The sequence below is a fragment of the Vibrio sp. S234-5 genome (assembly GCF_000960595.1).
In the GTDB taxonomy this organism is placed as follows: domain Bacteria; phylum Pseudomonadota; class Gammaproteobacteria; order Enterobacterales; family Vibrionaceae; genus Vibrio.
Genome location: NZ_JZAM01000385.1, coordinates 1 through 398, shown reverse-complemented (window position 1 = coordinate 398; position 398 = coordinate 1). Strand labels below are relative to the sequence as shown.

At 42.0% G+C, this 398-nt stretch carries 1 pseudogene; it reads left to right on the top strand.

Annotated features, from left to right (window positions below):
- Window positions 1-2: 2 nt before the first annotated feature.
- Window positions 3-398 (top strand): annotated as a pseudogene (locus tag UF06_RS22190) (glutathione S-transferase); the annotation flags it as partial.

The window sequence follows — 398 nt, the reverse complement described above, 5'->3', positions numbered from 1 at the left end:
ATCTGATTCAGTCACGCTCTTAGCGTATTATCTGGTTACTTGAAGAGCTCAACGTCGATTACGAAATCGTGCATTACGTTCTTGACAAAGTGACTTTCATTGCACCTCCAGAACTAAAAAGCGTTCATCCACTTGGAAAGTCGCCAATCCTTGAAGATGATGGCGAGTTTATTATTGAATCAGGAGCCATGACTGAATACTTGATTGAAAAGTACAGCGATGGAGCGCTTGCCCCTAAACGTGGTACAAAAGCGCATACGGAATATTTACAATGGATGCACTTTGCAGAAAGCTCCGCTATTTTGCCGATGCTATTGAAAATATTCATCATTAAAGAGCCGAACTCGATGCAGTTTTTGCCTGCATACGCCGACAAAGAAGCAATGAATGTATTGAGC